This window comes from Microcoleus sp. Aus8_D2 (assembly GCF_036702665.1).
GTDB lineage: Bacteria > Cyanobacteriota > Cyanobacteriia > Cyanobacteriales > Microcoleaceae > Microcoleus.
The window spans coordinates 76,792-98,443 of record NZ_JAUBUN010000016.1; the positions used below are offsets into that span (position 1 = coordinate 76,792).

The 21,652-nt window shown below is 46.9% G+C and carries 16 protein-coding genes; 2 read left to right on the forward strand and 14 right to left on the reverse strand.

Annotated elements, in window-relative coordinates; genetic code table 11:
- Positions 1–10: 10 nt before the first annotated feature.
- From QUB64_RS14945 to hisH, 4 genes are all read right to left on the reverse strand, one after another.
- Complete coding sequence (locus QUB64_RS14945; protein ID WP_333271109.1) at positions 11–1,636, reverse strand: glycosyltransferase family 39 protein; 1,626 nt, start codon at positions 1,634–1,636, stop codon at positions 11–13.
- Positions 1,637–2,039: 403 nt separating this feature from the next.
- Positions 2,040–3,500, reverse strand: a complete 1,461-nt coding sequence (gene glmM / locus QUB64_RS14950; protein WP_333271253.1) for a phosphoglucosamine mutase — start codon at positions 3,498–3,500, stop codon at positions 2,040–2,042.
- Between the two features lie 260 nt (positions 3,501–3,760).
- Entirely contained in the window at positions 3,761–4,303 is a 543-nt protein-coding gene (rsmD, locus tag QUB64_RS14955) for a 16S rRNA (guanine(966)-N(2))-methyltransferase RsmD (protein WP_333271106.1), read from the reverse strand.
- A 533-nt stretch (positions 4,304–4,836) separates the two neighbouring features.
- On the reverse strand, positions 4,837–5,472 hold the full coding sequence (hisH, locus tag QUB64_RS14960; protein WP_333271104.1) for an imidazole glycerol phosphate synthase subunit HisH: 636 nt from the start codon (positions 5,470–5,472) through the stop codon (positions 4,837–4,839).
- Between the two features lie 208 nt (positions 5,473–5,680).
- Between hisH and QUB64_RS14965 the strand changes: the two genes are divergently transcribed.
- The gene (locus QUB64_RS14965; protein ID WP_333271102.1) at positions 5,681–6,208 is read left to right on the forward strand and encodes a pyroglutamyl-peptidase I family protein; all 528 of its coding nucleotides are present in this window, start codon (positions 5,681–5,683) and stop codon (positions 6,206–6,208) included.
- Between the two features lie 150 nt (positions 6,209–6,358).
- Here the strand turns inward: QUB64_RS14965 and QUB64_RS14970 are convergent, their stop codons facing one another.
- The 9 genes from QUB64_RS14970 to lgt all read right to left on the reverse strand — a co-directional run bounded on the left by QUB64_RS14970 (position 6,359) and on the right by lgt (position 17,668).
- Positions 6,359–7,678, reverse strand: coding sequence for a tetratricopeptide repeat protein (locus QUB64_RS14970; protein WP_333271099.1), 1,320 nt, complete (start codon positions 7,676–7,678; stop codon positions 6,359–6,361).
- Positions 7,679–7,697: 19 nt separating this feature from the next.
- Positions 7,698–8,888, reverse strand: a complete 1,191-nt coding sequence (locus QUB64_RS14975) for a tetratricopeptide repeat protein (protein WP_333271097.1) — start codon at positions 8,886–8,888, stop codon at positions 7,698–7,700.
- Positions 8,889–8,935: 47 nt separating this feature from the next.
- Positions 8,936–10,180 (reverse strand): vWA domain-containing protein, encoded by a 1,245-nt coding sequence (locus QUB64_RS14980; RefSeq protein ID WP_333271095.1) that lies wholly within the window; start codon positions 10,178–10,180, stop codon positions 8,936–8,938.
- Positions 10,177–11,178, reverse strand: a complete 1,002-nt coding sequence (locus QUB64_RS14985) for a MoxR family ATPase (protein WP_333271092.1) — start codon at positions 11,176–11,178, stop codon at positions 10,177–10,179. Before QUB64_RS14985 ends, QUB64_RS14980 begins: the two co-directional genes overlap by 4 nt.
- Positions 11,175–13,313, reverse strand: a complete 2,139-nt coding sequence (locus QUB64_RS14990) for a HEAT repeat domain-containing protein (protein ID WP_333271089.1) — start codon at positions 13,311–13,313, stop codon at positions 11,175–11,177. Before QUB64_RS14990 ends, QUB64_RS14985 begins: the two co-directional genes overlap by 4 nt.
- A gap of 905 nt (positions 13,314–14,218) precedes the next feature.
- Complete coding sequence (locus QUB64_RS14995) at positions 14,219–14,701, reverse strand: flavin reductase family protein (RefSeq protein ID WP_333271086.1); 483 nt, start codon at positions 14,699–14,701, stop codon at positions 14,219–14,221.
- Positions 14,702–14,910: 209 nt separating this feature from the next.
- Positions 14,911–15,747 (reverse strand): dienelactone hydrolase family protein, encoded by an 837-nt coding sequence (locus QUB64_RS15000; protein ID WP_333271083.1) that lies wholly within the window; start codon positions 15,745–15,747, stop codon positions 14,911–14,913.
- Positions 15,748–15,872: 125 nt separating this feature from the next.
- Positions 15,873–16,652 (reverse strand): precorrin-4 C(11)-methyltransferase, encoded by a 780-nt coding sequence (gene cobM, locus QUB64_RS15005; RefSeq protein ID WP_333271081.1) that lies wholly within the window; start codon positions 16,650–16,652, stop codon positions 15,873–15,875.
- A gap of 122 nt (positions 16,653–16,774) precedes the next feature.
- Positions 16,775–17,668 (reverse strand): prolipoprotein diacylglyceryl transferase, encoded by an 894-nt coding sequence (gene lgt / locus QUB64_RS15010; protein WP_333271078.1) that lies wholly within the window; start codon positions 17,666–17,668, stop codon positions 16,775–16,777.
- Between the two features lie 447 nt (positions 17,669–18,115).
- Between lgt and rlmN the strand changes: the two genes are divergently transcribed.
- Positions 18,116–19,225, forward strand: coding sequence for a 23S rRNA (adenine(2503)-C(2))-methyltransferase RlmN (gene rlmN / locus QUB64_RS15015; protein ID WP_333271075.1), 1,110 nt, complete (start codon positions 18,116–18,118; stop codon positions 19,223–19,225).
- Positions 19,226–19,479: 254 nt separating this feature from the next.
- Here the strand turns inward: rlmN and QUB64_RS15020 are convergent.
- Positions 19,480–21,652, reverse strand: a 2,173-nt coding sequence (locus QUB64_RS15020) for a calcium-binding protein (RefSeq protein WP_333394112.1), incomplete at its 5' end; no start/stop codon positions are given.

Consider the following 21,652-nt stretch of genomic DNA (forward strand, 5'->3'; position numbering starts at 1 on the left):
GCCACTTGAATTATTTCTCTATACGCCAAAGCCAGACATCGCCCGGTTTATAAATAGGTGTGATTTTATATTTTTGCACTTTTTCTAGTTCAAATTTCAATAGCTCGGTGCTGCGGTAGAGAAATACATCGCTAAAACCGTCAGGAATTTTGACTTGCTCGGGTTTAACTGCCAGCAAAAGCTCTACTTGTGGCTTCAGCAGATAGCTAACCGACAGTATTTTTCCTGTGATGTTGTTGCCTCCTTGACTAATTACTAAAGGTTTTTGGGCTTGATTGACAATCGCGGCTACTTGGGGATTGTATTTGGTGCTAGAAGGATACTTGTTCCACCAAAGTTCCGACTGCGAGCTGACGGCACAAGACAATATTTCACTCGATATTAGCACTATTAAACCGAGCTGCCACAGCTTTTGTTGTCGGGGATTGGTGGGGGTGGCAATTTTATCGGTGAATAGGTAAGCAACAGCTACCTGGATTCCTAAAATATAGGGAACTAGATAGCGATCTGCAACGCCTCCCACTGCTATCAATACTATCGCTGTAATTGCGATCGCTGTCAATACAAACAGCCAAACTCGTTTGGGAGTGGAGCGACAGAGCAAGGATATTGAATGTGCGATCGCTAACAGCAATAGAACCGTGACAATCAGTCTGATTAAATCTGTCGCCATATTGCTCGCACCCAAGTTGATAATTCCGCCCGCCCAATGCGTGTCGATAAAATTTCGGCAGGTGATGATAATTAAAGGTTTAAGCGAAGATATCCACGACGGGGAAAGGTGTGGCAATCCTACTGTTGCCTCGATTTTTCGCGAGTTATGAACTAATACGATAATCCAAGGAGCAAAAATGATTGTTGCCGTCGCTGAAGCTAGACAATAAGCAATTAATGTCTTGCCAAAACGGCATTTTTCAGCGATAATTACATAGATACTGTGGGCGAATATTACTATGAAAAATAATAAACTAGAATACAGTCCTAAAGTCAGGACGATCGCGTAAATAAACCAAACTGCTTTACTCCATTTATATGCGGCGGTAGATTTTTGTAGGGCGATCGCCCGCAGCAGAATTGCATTCGACAGCAAGACGAGGACTGCAAACATCATATACGGTCTTGCCTCTTGCGCGTACAAGACGTGAAACGGCGACACAGCGGTGATTGTCACAGCCATCCATCCCGCAGGGGGAGATCGAAATAATTCCCAGCACAGCCAATAAATGCTGGGGAAAACTAACAAACTAATCCAAGCTGAAAGACTTCTGACAGTCGCCACTTGCGGGCCGAACAACTGCACCCAAAATCTGGCTAAAATAAAATACAGCGGTGGTAGTTGAGGTTCTTCTGTAGCTAAACCTTTAACAGTATCGAACCAGCTTTTTTCATGATTTATGTGCTGGTATTTTCGCTGCAAATCTTCTACACTAATTGTTTTGCCTTGAAAATCTTGCTGCACCATTTCCGTCCAGGTGTAGCCCGAAATTCGCAGCGAGGTGATAGATTCGTCGAAAGAGTAGACTTTGCGATCGAGGTTTGTAAAGCGAAAAAATATCCCTGTTGTTAATATGACGACCATTAAAATTTTTAACGAAATTCGATGCACCCGCCCATTTTGAATTGATTTGCTGTTCATAAAATCCGAAATGGGGAAATGAAGAAAGAAGAATTTAGTTGTTTAGTCTATAAGTAATAAGGATGAGGGAATAAGCATGAGAAAGTGGTTTCAATATTCACTATGTTTCTCTATAGGGAATCGGTGTCAACTTAAGGCTAAAATCCTTCATAAATGTCGCTTTTAGCAGAGTCTCGATCCCCCCGGCGCCCCCCTGGTGGGAGGGGGGGACAAGAGTCCGATCGACAGTCCCCCGACTATCCGGGGGAGTAGGGGGTATGCGAGGGGGATCTGGCCAGAGGCGATCGACTAGAGATACAAAGCATTTCAGACTTAAGTTGACACTTTTGGAAGGCTTCTTCACGCTTGACGAATTCCAACTGTCAACTGTCAAGCGGTCAACTGTCAACTCTTCCTTCTTCCTTCAGATAGCGATGTGTTCCTGAACGGCTAAGACTAAATTTTCAGTCCAGAAATTAGCTAATTCGGCGCTGGCAGCTTCCACCATAACTCGGATCAGCGGTTCAGTGCCAGAAGCGCGAACCAAAATCCGTCCCTGTTCTCCCATTGCAGTGTTAGCACGATCGATCGCCTGTTGCATGGGTTCGCACTCGTGCCATTTTAGGCGTTTTTCGCGATCGTCCACCCGCACATTTCGCAGCAACTGCGGATAAGTTTGGAAACTGTCGCTTACCAATTGTGCCAAAGATTCCCCCGACTCGCGCACCAGCGAAGCTATATGCAATGCTGTCAGCAAACCGTCGCCACTAATGCCGAAATGCGGACAAAGAATGTGGCCCGACTGTTCGCCACCCAACATCGCACCCGTGCGCTGCATTTCAGCATGAACGTGCTGATCTCCCACATTCGTTCTAGTTAGTTTGCCCCCCAATTCTTCCCAAGCTCGCTCAAAGCCGAGGTTAGCCATTACAGTAGAAATAATTAAATTATCCGGTAACTGTTCGGAGGCGCGCAATTGACGGCCCCACAGATAAAGAATGTAATCGCCGTCAATCGATCGACCTTTGTTGTCAACACCCAAAACTCGATCGGCATCACCGTCAAAAGCAAATCCCAAATCGGCATTGTGTTCCAAAACCGCCGCTTGCAAACTGTCGAGATGAGTTGAACCGCAGTTAACATTAATGCGAGATCCATCAGGAGAGTTGTGCAAACAGATAACCTCCGCCCCCATTTGCTCGAACACCGCCGGCGCCAAACCAGCAGCAGCCCCCCAGGCCAGATCCAAAACCACCCGCATTCCCCGCAAATTCATCTGTTGCAGCGAATTGGAGAGAGAACCAGCATAATCTTTAACCAACTCAGGGCGGTAGTAGTGGTGCCCCAAAGTCAAGCTAGCAACCGGAACCTTAGCCCCCCGGATTCCCGCTTCGATTTGTTCCTGCAAATGCTGGGACAGCTTCGAGCCGTTGGGGCCGAAAAACTTAATCCCGTTATCTTCTGGGGGATTGTGAGAAGCCGAAATCATCACTCCGCCGACAGACTCCGAAACACTTGCCAGATAAGCAACGCAGGGAGTAGGGCACAAGCCCAAATTCCACACTTCCAAACCGGCGGCTGTCAAACCTGCTGACAGTGCCATTGCTAGCATATCGCTGGAATTCCTGCTATCTTGTCCCAAAATCACAGGGCCCTGGTTGGGGGTATTTTGGCGTAGAACTTGCCCAGCCCAGAAGCCAATTTGCAGCGCTAGGGGTGCATTCAGCAATTCTCCAACTTTCCCGCGAATGCCGTCTGTGCCGAAGAGTCTTGTATTTGGCAGCGGGGCGCTATCTCCCAGCAGAATCGTATCGCGTTTGACGGGCTGTACCGAGTTAGCAGCCGGAAACTCGTTGCCGCGATGGCGCGAAGGTGTCTGAACCATATTCACTCCTTTAGGAATATTCACACTCACACTTTGCAGTTCATGTTACAACTGAAAGATCTTTTTTTCAGCGTAAAGTTGATTTATTTCTGGGATTGCCTGGGGAACTTGCTTTGACAAGCTACGCACCAAGCTTACCTTCCTCCGAAAAATTTGTATTGTACTCAAAGCACAAACTTTTACGATCGGGCGCGCAGGATCGTTCCGATCGCACTGCGCTATGATTTGGATCGATATGATGCTGATGCCGTTGGAGGCTGTCAGCAACTGCGGCTGTAGAAGGTTAATGCTGTGTTGCCATATACTTTCTGGCGGCAAATTTCTAGGCCGGGTATCGGTTGTGTCGATCGCTCCGGGCTGTGTTCGATCGCAATTTCGCCATCAAGTGCTAGCATTTCTTGGCTGGCGATCGCATCTAACACAGGTTCGTACAAGTCGCTGGCGTAGGGCGGATCGAAATAAATGCGATCGAACTGCTGTCCCGCTAGTGCCACCAATTTCGCCGTAGCGTTTCCCCGCAGGATTTGGAATGTTTGGGAAGAGTCTGCTACTTGCTCCCAGTTTTCGCGGATAATTGCACAAGCTTTCGCCGACTGTTCGATACCGGTAACACTCGCAGCTTTGCGACACAAAGCCTCTGCACCCATCGAACCGCTGCCGGTACAAATGTCAAGCCACCTGCAATCTGCGATCGTCCCTTGCCAAATATTAAATAAAGCCTCTCTGACTCGCGAAGGTGTCGGGCGAGTTGCAAGTCCCGGCAGAGTTTTAATTTGGCGGTTACCGTAGATTCTCAGACTCATAAGTAGAAGGAAGAAGCAAGAAGGAAGAAGCAAGAAGCAAGAAGCAAGAAGCAAGAAGTAAGAAGCAAGAAGCAAGAAGGAAGAAGCAAGAAGTAAGAAAGTATTTATAGGGTGCGCCGTCATTAAAAATGCGTTGGATGCGATCGACAATCTCATAAATCCGCACCTTACACTTCTCGCCTGTGGAAACAAACTACCAGTTTCGACATCGAATTTGATGGAAGCGCTGGAATCTCTGGGATGGCGATCGTTAATTGAGAAAATCACAGTCACCGGTAATGTCGCTTTCACGTTGCAGCCAGTAGTGAGGAAATACGCGATCGAGCGATAGGTATTTATATCGTGTCCGGATTGATCGCAGTAAGATTCGTTCCGTTCGTAGTGCGGACTTCAGTCCGCTCTTATTTTGCGGACTGAAGTCCGCACTACGAACTGGGCGATCGCACTACATTTTTGTTCTTGTGGAGTTTTTTCTTGTGGAATGGGCATCTTGCCCGTTCCACTCAAAAGGACTGAGGCAAAATATCTATTACCTAAGCCGCTACTTTTGTCCTCACCAAACTGACAAAATTTGACAGCATTTTCAATCCCGTACTCGAAGACTTTTCCGGGTGAAACTGCACCGCCATCAGATTGTCTTTAGCAATAGCCGCCGTCACATTTTGACTGCCGTGAGTCACCATTGCCGATCGCACTTTCAAATCAACCGGATCGACATAATAAGAATGCACGAAATAAACCCAAGGATCGGAGGGTAAACCTTCCCACAGCGGCTGATTCGGCTGAGCAAATTCCAATTGATTCCATCCCATATGGGGAATTGTCAGCCCCGGTTCCGATCGAAACCTGCGGACTTTTCCCGCAATGACGCCCAATCCCGGTTCTACGCCTTCCTCGGAACTGTCAAACAGGATTTGCAAACCCAAACAAATGCCTAAAAAAGGTTTACCCGAGGCGATCGCACTTGTTATCGGTTCTATCAAATTGCGCGATCGTAAATTCTGCATTGCCGGATCGAACGAACCCACACCCGGCAAAACCACCGCATCAGCCTGCTCGATGATAGCAGGAGAATCCGTAATTTTTGGCACTGCACCCACATTTTCCAAGCCTTTACAGACCGAGTGCAGATTGCCCATGTCATAGTCCACTACTGCGATGACAGACATTGACTTACTTGCCTTATATTATCAATATCACTATTTTCGCACAAAACGTCAGCAGTCAGCAGTTATTATTAAGATTAATTTTCAATTTTCAATTTCCGAGACTCGTAGGGGCGGGTTCACCCATATCTCTACTATAAAACCAGAGGATTCATAAACCCGCCCCCACCCACCAACAATATTTTATGCGCGTTAATTTACCGCAAATTATATGACTGAAAAAATCCTGCTCACCTCATTTGATACTTGGCTTCCCCATCACAAATCCAACTCTTCTGACGACTTATTAGCCAAAATTTCTCAAATTCAATCTTTGCCTGATTCCACGACTTTTTTGAGGAAACTGCCCGTAGATTTTCAGGAAGCGCCGAATTTGGCGATCGCCCAAATCAAAAAAATCCAACCCGACACCATTATCTGCTGCGGCATGGCCGAAAGCCGGCAAAAATTAACAGTAGAATCATCCGCGTGCTGCGATCTAGACATTCTCAAAACAACAGTTAATCTCGAACAGCTAGTTACTGATTTAGGCATCACTGAAATCAGTCACGATGCTGGCAAGTTTGTTTGTGAGGCTCTTTATTATGGAGCATTAAAGCATATTTACAATTCGCAAATTGCCACTAAATGTATTTTTGTACACGTCCCAATTTTAACCAATGAAAATCTTGACAAGATTGTCGCCGATTTTTTATTACTGGAGTTGAGGCTAAGAAAAGCTGCCCCAGTAAAATCGTGACCATTTTCGTCGTTCCGAAGGTGATAAAACTCACAGACAAAGGACAATGCCGGTTCAAATCGATCGCTCTCATACTGCTCATTAACTTGCTCCAGCAGTCTGTCAGCTTCGGCTTGGCGAGAATTTTCTATTTTTCCAATCCTCTAGGGTTTACTCAATTGTTTTGGCATATTCTTCCAGGGCATTGTCCAAAAAGTCTAGAGCTATCTCCTCCCCTTCGCTATCGCCTGATTGACGTGCAATATTTAACCACTGCTTCGCGTATTCAACTACCTGAGCCGAGTCACCTAGCGACAAGTAAGCCTTAGCTAGATTGGACAGAGCCAGAGACTCCTTGCGACGATCGCCTCTATCTTTGGCGATGTCTAAGCTCTGCTGGTAGCAATTAATTGCCTGGTTATATTTTTTCAGGGAATCGTAAGTCTTACCAAGATTCAAAAGAGCATAGCTTGCCCTGTAGTGGTTCCCAAGCTGGAGTGCAATTTCTAAACTCTGCTGGCAGGATTCAATTGCTTTTGTATAATTGCCTAGGGAATTGTAAGCCTCGCCCAAATAGCCAAGAACGCGCCCCTCCTCATAGCGATCGCTATTCTCTCGTGCAATCTCTAAACTCTGCTCGTAGCACTCAATTGCTTTAGTATAATCCTCAAGGCAATTGTATGCCTTACCCAGATGCAGTAGAGCATACCCCTCACCCTCGCGATTATTACCAATGTTCCGCAGGATTCTTAAACCCTGCTCTGGGTAATCAATTGCCCTAGCATAGTCACCGACATCCCTGAGAGCACCTCCCAGATTAAACAGACCAAACCCTTCCAGCAGGCGATAGCCATTTTCTTGTGCAATATCTAAACTCTGCTGGTAGCAATCAATCGCCCTAGCATGATTACCCAGATTAGTGTAAGCCCATCCCAGACCGATTAGCGCCATCCCTTTATCACTGCGATCGCCAATCTCACGCAGGATTGCCAAATTCTGCTCGCTGTATTCTATTGCCCTGGTATATTCGCCCAAGCGAGAGCAGACAATATTCAGCTTGCTCAGAGCGCACTTCTCCTTATAGCGATTACCAATTTCTTGTGCTATTGTGACACTCTCCTGCAAATATTCACACGCCTTGGCATAGTCCCATAAAAACAAGTAAGCCTGTCCTAGCCAGCATAGCTTACAGGCCTCTGAAGTGCGATCGCCAATTTCTTGTGCGACGCTCACCCTCAGCTTTAGATACTCAACTGCCTTAGCATAGTCTTTTTGGGAATCGGAATTACCTACTAGCTTGTCCAGAGCATCTTCGATCAGGTGCAGAGCTGTTTCCTGCCCCTGGCGATCGCCAATTTCTCGATAAATAGCCAGTGCCTGTTGCAAAAGCGGTAATGTTTCCTTATGTTGAGAGCTATCTTGAGAGCTATTAAACAGCTTTTTACCCTGTTCCAACAGTCGATCGGCTTCGGCTTTGCGAGAATTTTCCATAGTTCCAATCCTCCAGGGTTTACTGAATTGTTTTGGCGTAGTCTTCCAGAGCCTTGTCCAAAATGCTCAAGACTTCCTCCTCCCCTTTGGTGTCACCAATTGAGCGGACGATCGCCAACCACTGCTTTGAGTATTCAACTGTCTTAGCCGAGTCACCTAATGACAAGTAAGCCTTAGCTAGATTGGACAGAGCTAGAGCCTCCTCACGAAGATCGCCTCTATCTTTAGCAATCTCTAAGCTCTGCCTGTAGCAATTAATTGCCTGGTTATATTCTTTCAGAGAATCGTAAGCCTTACCAAGATCTAAAATAGCGCAACTTTCCTTGTAGCGGTTGCCAATATCTTGTGCAATATTCAAACGCTGCTGGTAGTAATCAATTGCCATAGCATAGTTGCCCAAGAGCACGCAAGCATCTCCCAAACCGCTCAAAGCATATCTTTGTAAATCGAGATCTTTAATCTCCCGTGCAATGTTCAAACTCTGCTGGAGGCGATCGATTGCCTTAGCATCATCACCCAAAGACTTGAAAACAGTTCCCAGACTTTTTAAAGGATACCCCTCCCAATCACGAGAACCAATGTCTCGCAGGATAACCCAACTTTCCTGAAAACAATCAATTGCTTTAGCATAGTCCCCCAGAGAATTGTAAGCATTGCCCACATTGTTCAAAGAGGCTGCCTGCCCGCGACCACTACCAATCTCTCGTTCGAGTTGTAAACTTAGCTCAAGAGAATCAATTGCTTTGATATACTCCTCTTGGGAATTGTAAACATTGCCCAGATTGTTCAGAGCGCATTTCTCTTCACGACGATCGCCAATTTCCCTAGCTATGGTCACACTTTGTTCCAGGAACTCAGCGGCCTTGGCATAGTCCCCCAATTCTAGATAAACATTTCCCAGCCTACAGAAACCGCAAACATCCTGCTTGTACTCATACTCACCAATTTCTTTGGAAACGGTCAAACTTTGTTGAAGAAACTCAACAGCTTTGGCATAGTCCTTCAAAGACGAATAAGACTTTCCTTGCTCACATAAAGCATCTTTGAGTAGGCGCAGAGCTTTTTCCTCTCCCTGGCGATCGCCAATTTCTCGATAAATAGCCAGCGCCTCTTGTAAAAACGGCAAGGCTGCCTCATATCGATCGCTCTCATACTGCTCGTTACCCTGTTCAAACAGTCTTTTAGCTTCGGCTTCACGGGCATTGTTCATTTTTCCAATCCTCTCGCGTTATTAAATACTTTCAACATTGGCGAGTTCTAAGAAGCTGACAGCAATTGCACAGTTTCTCCAAAAGGGAACTGCGCCAAGTCCAAACCTCCCGGAGTCACAACCCACAAAACTGGCAGCACAGGCGGTTCCTGTGGAAAGGTGCCGTACCCATCGGTGAGGTAGACACACACCCCGCTGCTGTGCCAGTCACGATTCACGCTAACTTGGTCAAAAAAGGGAACGAAAGACGTACCGCCACCTCCAATCGGCTGCGGAATCTCGCTATCGGATTCCAGAGAATAAGGCCCGTAAGCTTGCGCGTCAGCATAGTACAAGTCACAAGTTAGGTGAGGGTAAGCCTTGAGAATCCCCTGAACTTCACTAAGGAACAGTTGCATTTGCTGGTCTCCTATAGAGCCACTGGTATCCACAGCTACAAAAACTTGTACAGATTCGCCTTGGAGAGCTTCCAAGTAGAGGCCGCGACCAATAAAACGGCGATCGAATCCCATAAAATCAGTAGGTGTCTGCACCAGATAGCGCCAAAGGTAGGAGCGCCAGTCCAATTTAGCTCGGGTTAATGCCCTGAGTTCCCGCTGCATTCCAGCAGGTATGCTCCCCTGACTGTTAGTAGAGCGGGCGATCGCAAGGGCTTGCTGCATGGCATCTCGCCAGTGAGTTTCCAAAGCAGCCTGCTTTGCTTGTGCGAGACTACCACTATCTGTTTGAAATGGGGAATTCCCCTCTGCTCCCTGGCGAGATGCCTTCCCCTCTGCCTCTTGCCACCTCTCTCCCTTTCCCATAGCCAACCCACCTTCTCCTGAAGCATCACAAGGGGACTGACTTAACAAGTCGGGTTGAGAAATAGAGCAATTGGGGTTTTGTTGCAGCAGAAGTTCATAAATTTCCTCCACACTCAAGTGTTCTAGTTTTGGGTCGCGCAAAGGATTGAGGGGCAGTTCAAAGCACCCCTGTTGGGCAATCATCCCATTCACCACAATGTCGGCAGAAACATTCCATAGCTCCGGTTGCCGCTCACCCCGGCGCGGTACGTGCAACAGAGCCGCGTGCAACACTTTATGCAGCAGCAAACCATCAACCTGGGCCGGAGGCAGGGAGCGCAAAAAGTCGGGATTGAAGAAGATATCCCAACCATCCGTAGCAGCAGTGGGTACTAATTGAGTGGGTAGGAAGTGGGTAAACAGTGCGAGGGTGGCGAAAAAAGGGGATTTCATTCGCAGGCGCAACAGCGAACCACTGATAAGCCGTTCCATCTCTGGTGCTAGTCTCATAAAGTCACCAAGCCTTGAAAGTCTTTCAGAAAACCTTGAAGTTGCTTATTCTTTTGTACCAGAGTCGCCAGGGCTCCTATTTGTTCTTTGGCTCGCATACTCCGGAACAAGTCCACGGCAAATAGCTGCACCCACTCAGCAGCAGCTACCTTACTGAGCCAAGTGAAAGCATTGTCAGCTTGGATAGCATCATTGGCTCGTACAGCCAGACCAATTGTGGTGGCGTAGCGGACTGAAGGCTCCTCAGGAAAAGGAATGGCATCGCCTTGATTGCTGAGAATGCGCGTCAGTTCAGGCAAGTTCTCGTAGAGTTTAATAAAAGCTGCAAACTCGGCTGCGGTTTCGCTACCTATGGCAGGTGCAAGGTCTAGTCCAGCTTGATGCAGAAGGCTTGCCATCACCCAAGAGCGGGGAGATGGCCAAGCAGGTTGTTGAGGGTCTAGCTTGTGGAGCAGGTTGGAGCGGAAAGATAGAAAGGCGATGATTTGCTCGTGTACTTTAGTCGCCAGGGCATAGGCTTTGAAACTGTCAAAATCTGGCTCGACTTGGAGGTGTAAAAAGCGGTTGGCGAGGGGAGTTGGCATATCAAAGACGGCAGCTCGGTCTTCTTTGCGGTTGCCTGCTGCCCAGACGTACCAGCCTTCCGGCACCACGTAGGAACCAACCCGTCGATCGAGAATTAACTGCTGAGCCATCCCCTGCATCGCCGGCGGAGCCATATTCAGTTCATCGAGAAACAGGATACCTTTGCCGGAGTGAGGCAGAAATTCTGGCGGATACCACTTGGAAATGCCATCTTCTGCCACAGGTAAGCCGCGCAGGTCAGTAGGAGCCAGTTGAGAGAGGCGCACGTCCACAAAGTCAATCTTATGTTCTTTGGCGACTTGAGCCACAATGCTGGATTTGCCAATGCCGGGAGCGCCCCAGATCATGGTACTGATTTGCAGGCTATTTTTGACGAGGTTATTGAGGTATGTTTTGAGAGCCGTAGGGGTCATGATTGTTGAGTGTGACGTTGTAAATTGGCTCGAGCAGCAGCACGGACAATGCGGTTAATATCAACAGCTAAAGCCGTGAGGGTATTAATTGATGTATTAGAATTTTGGGCGATCGCATAACGCTCCAGCCAAGCTTTGGATCGACTGTTTTCTGCCAGGATACGCGCTGGAACTTTGGGGTGGAGGAAAATCAGGAGACGGGTAAAAAATGGCAGAGCATTTTTAGCGTAGTGTTCTAGCACCACAGGTAAACCTTCAGGGTGAACCTCCAAGTAGCGTGCGACTGCAACTCGGCGAACACTCGATTTGCGATCGTCAAATAGTTGTTCGAGAATACTAAAAGAGGTGTTGGGATGTTTGGCAACACAGCGACGAATCTCATCTTTTTCATCCTTAGCTAACTTTTCTAAGAGGCTCACAGGTGCATTTTGATTCATGGCAACGCCCAATCGAACATTCTCCTCCTTGTCTTGAGCCAATTCTTCCAAGAGGTTTAAAGGAGCATCTGGAAGTTGAGCAACAAAACGGCGGGCAGAGCTATTTTCATGGTGAGCTAATAATTGAAGCAGGCTCTCTAGGGTATTAGAATCACGAGCCAGAAAACTTTCTAAACTCAGATCATTTGAATTAATCTGTGGTGCACCCTGAAACTCTCGCGCTTCCTCCAAACTCGCAATAATTTGGGGGAGGTCTGTTGCTGATAAAATAGAAAATGGACTCAAATTGATAGCGTTGAGCCTGATGGCAACAGCAGATCGAACCCCCACATCCGCATCACGAGCCAACTGTCCCAGAAGGACGCGAAAAGGCGTGTTGACATTCAGAGCTACCATTCGGCGAACTCCAGTCTCCTCATCATCAGCTAACTTTTCTAGAATCTTTGCTGGTGTATTGCGATATTTAGCAACACCTTTACGGACTTCACTCCTCCGATCGATCGCCATTTGCTCGATGATTGTCACAGGAGTTTTGTAACCGTTAACCTCAAGGGTATGGAGGTAGCTGTAATTCAAAGAAGCTAACTGGCCGGCTAACTGCTCTAGTACCTTTTCAGGTGTGTTGAAATTCCAGGCGACACGAGCGCGAACTTCTGCATCATCATCCTGGGCTAACTGTAAAAGAATCGGAATTGGGGTGTGGGGACTGAGGGCAATATTGATGCGAACAAGATGATTGTCATCTGTTGCTAATTCTTTGAGCACGTCAAAAGGCGTGTTGGGGTTCCAGGCGATCGCCTCGCGCAACTTCTCTTCCTGCGCGAATTGCTCTAAAATGCTAGTAGGAGTATTTGCAGACTTAGCGGCATCCAGCAGGACTTGATAACAGTAATGCACTTTACCTGAAGGGTGCTTTGTGGCACACAGGTGCTTGAGAATAAAATCGGGAATTAAGCCAATTTTTTGCAACTCAAGTAGTGCGTATCCTCTCTCCTGTTCTTGGGATACTTGTAGGGTAATGTTCTGAATTATTTCACGAGCTGCTTCATCCCAGCTTTGAGTCATCTCTCCTGCTAATTTAACGTGTAGGTGCAATGCCTCTGTTATTTGAGACCCCAGGCTGTGAACTAGCTCTCCTGCCCAGTTTATATAGGACGGCGAGGCTTCTACTAATAGAAAATTTGGGTTTTGAATCAGCTTCTCCAATACGGTTTTAGGAGTTTGACTATTCGTCGCTACGGCTAACTGCACTTTTGAATCCGAGTGAGTGGCTGCCCACTCCAGGAAAAATCCTGGTACGCTTTCTACACAGAGAATACTCCGCAAAGTAGTTAAAGGAATTTGCTCGACTAGATTCGGGTTTTCTAGCAATAATAAAGAGAAGATAGGGTTGCCTAACAGTTGCTCTGGAAATTCGCTTCCTAACTCCAGCAACACTTCAGTCGGGGTATTGGGATTTGCTGCCACATGAGCGCGGATGGTAGCATCGCTACTAACACTTAATTCTCGTAACAAATTGGCGGGCGCACTAGGATTATTTGCAACTACTTGTGCGATGTCTGTAGTAAGCCTTGCAAGTTCAATGAGGCGTTGTGGTGCTGTACTTTTGCTTGCGAGTTCAATGAGGTGTTGTGGAGGTGTACTTTCGTTGGCTGCTTCTTGTTGGTCGTTCATAAATTCAGAGGGATTAACTTCCATGTTCCGCTCCTAGGGATAAAGTCAATGTATGATTTCGTGTTTTAATTGTTTAAGTTTTGTTGCCAATCATTATGTCGCTCAGCGAAGTCACTCGTTTTTAATTAGGACTTCAGTTCCAGATAACTGGAGTTGAGACGATTTTCACAAAAAAAGGTACTCAAGGATTTAAAATAAAGGTTGGGAAAAGAACAGAGAGAGTGAAGTAGTGGGAAAACCCTCAAAGTGACCAAAGGAATTTAAGTGTTGAGCAAATCGAAGACTTGAGATTGGCAGCCTCAAAAAAGGTTGAAGCAAAACGCAGAGACTTGATGGCGCAAATGACCAACAAATATTGTCAGGGGACTGCTAGAAAAGCAGATAGAGTGTTGGGATGGCACCGGAACACAGTAATCAGCGGTTAGCAGAACAGCGAGAGTGGCATTGGCTGTATCGGCCCACAATCAGGCAGATGTGGCTCCAAGCGATGGGAAGAACAACAACCAGAAGCAGGCAAAACACTTTGGGAAATAGCCGAAGCGCACGGACAGCAAGATCTAACCTTTAAAATTACGATCGCCTATACCGGGTTAACCGCAGCCCAGGCGATCGAGAAATTAAAGCAGCGGGGTTATGGAACATCTCAATTACCTGCACCTAGTACAATCTTATACGAATTTTCAAAAGTATTGCTACAATTTTCAATCTGATACAAATTATCTGTCATTCGCCGAGTCCCCCGCCGGACACGCCAATGCCGTCGCATCTCGTAAACAATTAAACTGATTCAATTGTTGGCGGATGCAACTTTTTCACGTCGCTCTCATTTAACCTAAAAATTTGTTTGGTGTTCAGAAACCCGGAATATTCAAAAAACCGGGTTTCTCGGTGTTAGTCTTTTTTACTAACAACTACCAGATGCTAAGTAGCTAGCCTCCGTAATTCCAGCCGGTACTTTCTAACAGCAACGGATCGCCTTCGCGGTGAACGCCGGCACCGATAACTTCTCCCACATAAACCGTGTGATCCCCGTGTTCCACAGAACCGACAACATTGCACTCAATGTAACCCAGAGTATCCGAGATAATCGGACAACCGGTTTCGGGGCCAGGATAAAATTCTACATCCTCAAATTTATTCTCAACCCGGCGCTGCGGCTTAAAGAATTTCTGGGCTAACTCTTTTTGTCCTGCTTCTAGGAAACTCAGAGCAAACACACCGCTGGCTTTGATCATGGCGTGGGATTTCGAGTCTTGCTTGACGCAGTTGACGACTAAGGGAGGGGTAAAGGAAGATTGCATCACCCAGCTAGCGGTGAAACCGTTGACTTCCTCCCCGTCTTTGACACCGCAGATGTACAATCCGTGAGGGATTTTGCGCAGGATGGTCTTTTTAGCTTGTTCGTCTAGCACGGGCTTACCTGTCGATCGATAAATTCTACACCGCCCAGTTTACCAATCTCGGGCCCACAAACCCAACTGTCTTAAGGGCGATCGACAAGATTGCCTTTTTCTCTTCTTTCTCTAACTTCGCGCACTTCGCGTCTTCGCGGTTTGTTAGATCAGCATTATTTAAGCGGGAAGAGAGTAAGTTTTAACTCAAAACTAAAAACTCAAAACTCTCAAACAACTCCGTGCTTCTTAAACCAATCTTGCAGCTTTTTCCAAGCATCATCAGCTTCTTTTTTCCGGTATGTGGGGCGATAGTCAGCATTAAAACCGTGCGGCGCATCTGGATAAAGCACAATTTCGGAACCGCTGCTGCCAGTTTTGAGAAGTTGTCGCATTTTCTCGACTGTATCGTTGGGAATTAAATCATCTTTGCCACCGTAAAGCCCCAATACTGGCACTTTCAAAGTTGCTGCAAGGTCGATCGGCTGTTTGGGAGTTAAAGCCGTAGAATCGCTAGCCAAACGCCCGTACCAAGCCACACCAGCTTTGACTTTCGGGTTGTGGGCGGCGTACAGCCAGACAATTCTGCCACCCCAACAAAATCCTGTAATGCCCAACTTATTAATATTGCCCTTTCCTGACTTTTGCGCCCAATCGACGGTAGCATCTAAATCGGACATCACCTGAGCATCGGGAACTTTCGAGACAACTTTACTAATAATTTCTTGAAAATCGGTGATTTTAGAAACATCGCCTTGACGGGAATACATTTCAGGGGCGATCGCCAAATAACCTAATTTGGCAAAACGGCGGCAAATATCTTGAATGTGCGCGTGAACTCCGAAGATTTCTTGAACCACTAAAATTACTGGAAAATTGCTACCGCTGGCTGGCATTGCCCTGTATGCTGGAATCTGCCCGTCTTTCACGGGAATTTTTACTTCACCTGCAACTAAACCCTTTGTATCTGTGGTAATAGTTGCCAAAGAAATAGGATGAACTGCTAAAGCAAATCCGGCGGTTAATGCGGTGACAGTGATAAATTCTCTGCGAGTTAAATCTTTCATTGGGAATGGGGAATAGGGCATGGGCCAAACAGGGCATTGGGCATGGGGTGGATCGAAGCGGAGGGATGGGGCATTGGTAATTGGAACTAACAAATAACCAATGACTAATGACTAATGACTAATGACTAATGACGGAACAGCCGATCGTGCTCTGGATGATACAATCGCGATCGCCCTTGAACATCTTTACCCAAAGCCGGACTGATCGCATACATCGTCGTTCTGATCAAGTTATTTTCGCGAGTGGCGATCGCCATTTTGTCAAGAGGAACCAGCACAATTTTCTCATCCGGCCAGCCCAACCGATAACAAATCGCCACAGGCAAATCAGACGGGTAATGTTCCATCAACTTAGCTTGAGCTTGTTCGACGTGGCGGGCGCTCAAATACAGACACAAACTCGCTTGATGAGCCGCTAAACTAGCTAATTCTTCACGTTCTGGTACTTCAGTTCGGCCGCTAATTCTGGTCAAAATAATTGTCTGCACAACTCCGGGAACAGTCAACTCAATTTTAAGTTTAGCCGCCGCTAGTTGGAAAGCACTAATTCCCGGAATTACCTCAAAAGCAATTCCCGCTTCCGCCAAAGCTTGCATTTGTTCGCCCACTGCGCCGTAGAGACATGGATCGCCCGAATGAAGGCGGACAACGCTTTTGCCGGCCCGCACTCGCTCCACCATCAAAGGTACAATCTCTTCGAGAGTCTTATCTGCCGTTTGGATAACTTCAGCATCCGCGCGCACCCCCTCCAAAATTTGCTTGGGAACTAGGGAATCGGCAAATAATATGACATCAGCCGCAGCCAGTAATTTTTGAGCCTTAACAGTCAACAAATCCGGGTCTCCCGGGCCTGCACCTACAATGTATACCCCTGGAATTAGGGATGCAATCTCTGTCAAAGTCATGGCTGCTAAAAAAAATTTGCTAAATTTACCGGCGTTTCCGGATGCACCTATTTTGGTTGGAAGTAAGGGATGGTAGATGCACCCTGGTTTTGAGCCCTAGAGACTAACGTCTCTGGGGTTTTTTATTGATCCTCTGGGGATTTGGGAGCAACCTTTGACCGATCGCCCGTCGCTGATATCGCATCTGGCAAAGGTCGATCGAGCAAATAAAGCCAAGCCAACCCGCCCAAACCTAAAACAATCCCAGTCAAGCTTACCATCTGCGCCGTCCGCAGCGGCCCGAACATCAAACTATCAGTTCGCAGCCCTTCAATCCAGACTCTACCGGAACTGTAAGCTGCGATGTAAACCAAAAACAAAGCACCAATTTTTAACCTAATTTTGCCCTGCAAATCGCGGAAAAACAAAGTCAGCAGCAACCCAAATACTGTCAAATTCCACAGAGATTCGTAGAGAAATGTGGGATGGAAGTATTCAAAACTAGCGTAGGCTGGCGGTCGATTGTTTTCCGGAATATAGAGTTTCCAGGGCAAATCCGTAGGACTGCCAAAAGCTTCAGAATTAAAGAAATTTCCCCAGCGTCCGATCGCCTGACCTAGAATTGCCGAAGGTGCGATTAAATCTGCCAATTGCCAAAAAGAAACTCGCTGGATTTTTGCAAAAATTAAAGCGGCAATCGTGCCGCCCAAAATCGCCCCGTGAATAGCAATTCCACCTTTCCAAATCGCAATAATATCTTCAGGCCTCTGGGCGTATTGCTGCCACTCAAAAGCCACATAATAAATTCTAGCGCAGGGAATAGCGCCTAGAACCAGCCAAATTGCCAAATCCCCCAGCAATTCCGGGTTAACGTGGCGCTTTTCGGCCAAATATTGGGACAGACTGACCCCAATCAAGACAGCAGAAGCTATCAACAGTCCGTACCAACGGACAGCTAAGGGGCCGAGTTGAAAGATAATCGGGCCTGGCGATGTAAATTGAAAGCCTAGAGGTAGCGCGAGAATATTTAGCACCATGAAAGTTGAATTATTTTTGGTGGAAAGCAGTCAGATTTGCATACCCTTTCACAAACTACAGAGTTTATTTTAGGTGACTGCGGTCATTTACACGCAATATTTGGGGAATTTGGCCAAATATTAACTTTGTTGCGGAGATTTGTGTCAGGAGATACCTTAAGTCTGAAATCCTTTGTATCTCTTGTTTATCGCTGAGGCTTCTTCCCCCTAAATCCCCCTTAAGAAGGGGGACGAAAGAGAATACTCTTGTCCCCCCCTTTTTAAGGGGGGCTAGGGGGGATCTGGCCTAAATCGTCAGACAGTTGACTGGTACTACATTTGACGTGTTTGTTGACACCAATACCTTGCGCCTTGCTGCTTCTGCATAAGTGCCTTCTTAAGGATTGGCCGCAGTTTTGGTCGAGAAGTTTTACTATAGAGGGTGGCTTTAAATTTTTGCTATGACCTATGTCTCCTACCTCCGTTTCTCAGGTGTACTCTTCTGGTAATTCCAGGGATGCGAATCAGTCTCGCAAGACTGCTGCTTTGGCTGTTGAGTCTGGTAAAATTCCACCGTTGTTGGGGGCGAGTTTGGCTGAGTTAACGGAGTGGGTACAGCAGCAGGGACAACCGGCTTATCGGGGAAAGCAGTTGTATCAGTGGATTTATGAGAGAGGCGCCCGATCGCTCTCTGATATTTCTGTATTCTCAAAACAATGGCGCGAGACTGTTGCTAAAATTCCGATCGGGCGCTCGACTATTCATTTGCGATCGGTCGCACCAGACGCCACAGTAAAGTATCTCCTAAAATTAGCAGACGGTCAAATTATTGAAACAGTCGGCATTCCCACCGAAAAACGTTTGACAGTGTGCGTCTCAGCCCAAGTTGGCTGCGCCATGGGTTGCGACTTTTGCGCTACGGGTAAAGGCGGTTTCAAGCGAAATTTAGAAGTAAACGAAATCGTCGATCAAGTCTTGACTGTACAGCAAGATTTCGGCCGCCGAGTCAGCCACATCGTATTTATGGGGATGGGCGAACCCCTGCTAAATATCGATAATGTCGTAGCCGCTGTCAAGTGTTTGAACCAAGACGTAGGAATTGGACAGCGCAACATCACCATTTCCACAGTCGGAATCCGCAATCGTATCAACAAACTAGCCGAACATCAACTCCAAGTTACCCTCGCTGTCAGCCTCCACGCTTCCAATCAAAGACTGCGCGAAGAGTTGATTCCCAGCGCCCGCCCTTATCCGTTGGGCGAGTTAGTCGCAGAATGCCGCGAATACGTGCGATCGACCGGACGCAGGTTAAGCTTTGAATACGTACTCTTAGCCAATGTCAATGACTTACCGGAACACGCAGCCGAGTTAGCAACTCAGTTGCGCGGTTTTCAGTGTCACGTCAATTTAATTCCCTACAATCCGATTCAGGAAGCAGAATATCAACGGCCGACTCCCAATCGAATCAACAATTTTGTTGCGGTTTTGAAAGAGAAGAAAATTGCAGTTAGCGTGCGATATTCTCGCGGTTTAGAAGCAGATGCCGCCTGCGGACAATTGCGGGCTTCTGAGGTTTAATCTCGCAGGAATTACGTAGAAACCGGGTTTTGCAAGAACCCGGCTTCTCGAAAAAATAGTCGATTGCTCGCCTAATATATTGACATCGAATTCAGCAAACCCTAATGTAATACTTCCTGCTTTCAGATCCTCATTGAGCAATTTCACTTGAAGCTCGATCGCCTTTTTCTTCGTCGTAATTTCAAAAGCGGGCGATTCCCTACGGGATAGCGAACGCGACCCGCAGGGCGCTTTCCCCTGTGCTGGAGTTGTATCTAAATCAACACAAAATCCGATGCGGTAATTGAACTATTCAACCCAGTCACTGTTGCCAAAAGTTGACCAGTTGATGCAACTTTCAGCAGCGTTCCTCCCACAGTTTGACTAATTTCTAACTGCTGGAAAGTCAAACCATTGTCGATCGCAAATTTATCGATACCCACCTCAAAATCAAGCACCGTATCTGAGCCACCACCTGAATTTAACAAAAAGCGATCGCTCCCGCTACCTCCTGTCAGAAAATCGTCGCCATTTTCGCCACTGAGGAAATCATCTCCCGTACCGCCAAGCAAAGTATCATTACCCTTGCCACCGTACAAACTGTCATTGCCTGCACCGCCTTCCAAACTGTCAGCACCGCGGCCTCCAAATAGGATGTCATCGCCACCGCCACCTGTCAGCGTATCGAGTCCCCGCCCACCGTAAATGCTGTCATTACCGACGCCACCATCGAGGGAATCACTAGCTTTTTTACCACTGATAAAATCGTTACCGCTGTCGCCGATTAAAGTATCGCTATCATCAGTACCGACAAGATTTTTGCCCTCAGCATCTAGAATTTCAGGAGAAGTATTGCTAACTTCAGTGATATCGCCTTCGACAACCGGAGTAGAGGCTGGAGTCGGGGTTGGAGTCGGTAGTGGATTTCCTTGAATTTTGGCAGTTAAAGATTCGCCTGTATTTTCCCAAACCACCTGTGCGATGGGTTTTGTGCCAGCGGCGGCTGCTTCAAGGGCGATCGCACTTTCACCTAAAGCCACCTTTTGCACTTTCGCAATTTCCGAGGGAATAAACTGTGGCAAAAAGTTAGATTTAACTCGATCCGTTTTTTGATTTGCCTCAGCCATTACCTTCGCAGATTCTGGAGTAATTTGGGAAAGTTTTTCAGTGTTGAGATTACTATCAACTTGTTTAACGTTAGCAATAGATTGCTGGATAATGCCTTCTACCTGTGCCGCCTCGCTCAAATCCAAGGAACCCCCGGATTTAATTTTACTGTTAATTGCCGCGACAACGGCTTTGGTAATTGCAGTATTATCAGCCGTAGATGCACCGTCTATCAGGCTGCTGGTTTGGATAATGACATTTTGGACTTTTGTCATGGCGACTAGAGTTTCAGCACCACCAGGCTCATTTTTGGCTGTAGAGGCGATCGGATCTAATTCTAATAAGTCAACTCCCGCCGGAATAGACAAAGTAGATTTAACCTTTGACTCAGCTTCATTTTGCGTCATTCCCCCAGCCATCAAACCAGTTACCAAACTGGTTAATGGAGTAACAACTGTGGCATCACCAGGTGCAGAAAGAGGAGTTTCGAGAGGTAAACCTGTCGCAGTATCCGTCCCACCAAAAGCAACTAAATTGCCTTCTTCTGGATCGATTTGCCCATTTTTATTTTTGTCGAAAGTCTCCAAGGTAATCGGGAGATTATATTTACCATTGGAGTCAGTAGTAGTTGATGGTTCGTCAGCATCTTTGACGCCATTTTTGTTAGCATCTAAAAAGACTGTTGCGCCGGAAATGTAACCGTCATAAACTAAACCTACGAGACTTGCACCTACGGCACCTAATGTTAAATTACCGCCAATGAAACTTGGCTGGAAGAATAATGTATTGTTGAGAGACGCTTGGGAAGATATAGACGTTACGATCGCCTCGTTTAGGATCTCTTCGTCGGTTTTGACGGAAGAGTTCGTACCAGATCCGCTATTAGAGTTAGTAGTAGTTGATGGATCGTCATCGTTATTGGTAACGATGATATCGGCTGCATTTAACCCGGAGTATTTACTGTCATTGCTGATAGCAGGTTTTGTAACAATGGTGTAGGCTTTATTCCCGTCATCTACATTATCGTTAACACCTGTTACCGTTACTGTCTGCGGTGAATTCCAGTTAACAGAGTTGAAGGTAAGCGATGGTGAGGAAATTCTTCCTTCTGCTGTATTTGAACTTTCCAAGTCGATTTTGACATCAGCAGTCGGTTGGCTGTTGAGTTTGATGGTGAATTTGTCTGTGCCGCCTGTTTCTGTAGTTACTAATCCCGATGTCGGATTAATAATAATCCCTGGACTTGCAAGTATCGGTGTTGGTGTCGGTGTTGGCCTGATTGGTGTCGGAGTTGGTGTCGGAGTTGGGGTTGGGGTTGGTGTTGGGCTGATTGATGTCGGA

Bases quoted from the DNA above. Each gene is read 5' to 3' on its own strand.
- QUB64_RS14970 (WP_333271099.1), bottom strand. From the start codon at position 7,678: ATGGAAAATTCTCGCAAAGCCGAAGCCGATCGACTGTTGGAACAGGGT.
- QUB64_RS14980 (WP_333271095.1), bottom strand. From the start codon at position 10,180: ATGAGACTAGCACCAGAGATGGAACGGCTTATCAGTGGTTCGCTGTTG.
- QUB64_RS14990 (WP_333271089.1), bottom strand. From the start codon at position 13,313: ATGGAAGTTAATCCCTCTGAATTTATGAACGACCAACAAGAAGCAGCC.
- QUB64_RS14985 (WP_333271092.1), bottom strand. From the start codon at position 11,178: ATGACCCCTACGGCTCTCAAAACATACCTCAATAACCTCGTCAAAAAT.
- rsmD (WP_333271106.1), bottom strand. From the start codon at position 4,303: ATGAGTCTGAGAATCTACGGTAACCGCCAAATTAAAACTCTGCCGGGA.
- QUB64_RS14965 (WP_333271102.1), top strand. From the start codon at position 5,681: ATGACTGAAAAAATCCTGCTCACCTCATTTGATACTTGGCTTCCCCAT.
- cobM (WP_333271081.1), bottom strand. From the start codon at position 16,652: ATGACTTTGACAGAGATTGCATCCCTAATTCCAGGGGTATACATTGTA.
- lgt (WP_333271078.1), bottom strand. From the start codon at position 17,668: ATGGTGCTAAATATTCTCGCGCTACCTCTAGGCTTTCAATTTACATCG.
- QUB64_RS14945 (WP_333271109.1), bottom strand. From the start codon at position 1,636: ATGAACAGCAAATCAATTCAAAATGGGCGGGTGCATCGAATTTCGTTA.
- glmM (WP_333271253.1), bottom strand. From the start codon at position 3,500: ATGGTTCAGACACCTTCGCGCCATCGCGGCAACGAGTTTCCGGCTGCT.
- hisH (WP_333271104.1), bottom strand. From the start codon at position 5,472: ATGTCTGTCATCGCAGTAGTGGACTATGACATGGGCAATCTGCACTCG.
- QUB64_RS14975 (WP_333271097.1), bottom strand. From the start codon at position 8,888: ATGAACAATGCCCGTGAAGCCGAAGCTAAAAGACTGTTTGAACAGGGT.
- rlmN (WP_333271075.1), top strand. From the start codon at position 18,116: ATGTCTCCTACCTCCGTTTCTCAGGTGTACTCTTCTGGTAATTCCAGG.
- QUB64_RS15000 (WP_333271083.1), bottom strand. From the start codon at position 15,747: ATGAAAGATTTAACTCGCAGAGAATTTATCACTGTCACCGCATTAACC.